Annotated in this window: 1 protein-coding gene; it reads right to left on the bottom strand. The window is 78.8% G+C overall.

The annotated features are described in order from the left end of the window. Positions 1-827: type II secretion system F family protein (locus tag C1J00_RS48680; RefSeq protein WP_102914266.1), on the bottom strand; the 827-nt coding region annotated here is incomplete at its 3' end. Between the last annotated feature and the right edge of the window lie 13 nt (positions 828-840).

Raw genomic sequence — 840 nt, 5'->3', positions numbered from 1 at the left:
TAGGGTTCGTCGGCAGCGTCAGATGTGTATAAGGAGACAGGCACCCCGCCGGCCGTCAGGCAACCCAGCCCCGCCCCGGTGTGCAGCAGCACGTGCAGGGGCTCGGCCCCGAGGGCGGTGCCGATGAGCAGCCCCAGGGCCGGCAGCCCGGCGAGCATCACCGCCGTGGCCCGGGCGCCCGCCAGCTGGGCCCGCAGATCCGAGCGCTGATCACGTTCGGCGCGCAGAGCGGCGGCCAGCCGGTCGAGTCCGGCGGCGAGCCCGGCACCCTGGTCCACGGCGACCCGCCAGCACGCCGCGAGTCCCCGCAGTCCCTCGGCACCCGCCTGCCGGGCCGCCGTGGCGAGCGCGTCCGGCACGTCACCGCCGAACCGCGCCGCCGCCAGCACCGTCGCCTGCGCGTCCGCGAGTCCGCCGCAGTCCCGCGCGGACCGCAGCAGCGCCTCACCCGGCTGGCGTCCGGCCCGCACCTCGCCGGCGAGCGCTCCGCACAACGCCACCACCGCGTCGGCCCGGCGCTCCCGGTCCCGCCGCGCCCGGCCGGCCAGCCGGGCCCGCCGCAGCAACGGCACTCCGGCCGCGCCCAGGACGGCCGGCAGCACCGACGCCCCGAGCACCGCCAGGATCAGACCGGCCACCGGCGACCACCACTCGGGCCGCAGCCGCCCGCGGACATGCCGCAGTTCACCGGTCATCCGCCGCCACCCGGGCGGTCCGCTCCCCGCGGCTTCGCTGCCCGCGAGCAGCAGCCGCGCCCGCCGCGCCGCCTCCCGACGCTCACCCAGTAGCCAGACGGCCACCCCCGCACACGCCGCGGCGGCACCCATCGACATCTCAGCC

The organism is Streptomyces cahuitamycinicus, assembly GCF_002891435.1.
GTDB lineage: Bacteria > Actinomycetota > Actinomycetes > Streptomycetales > Streptomycetaceae > Streptomyces > Streptomyces cahuitamycinicus.
The sequence above is the reverse complement of the archived record's forward strand: the minus strand, read 5'-3'. Positions and strand labels throughout refer to the sequence as shown.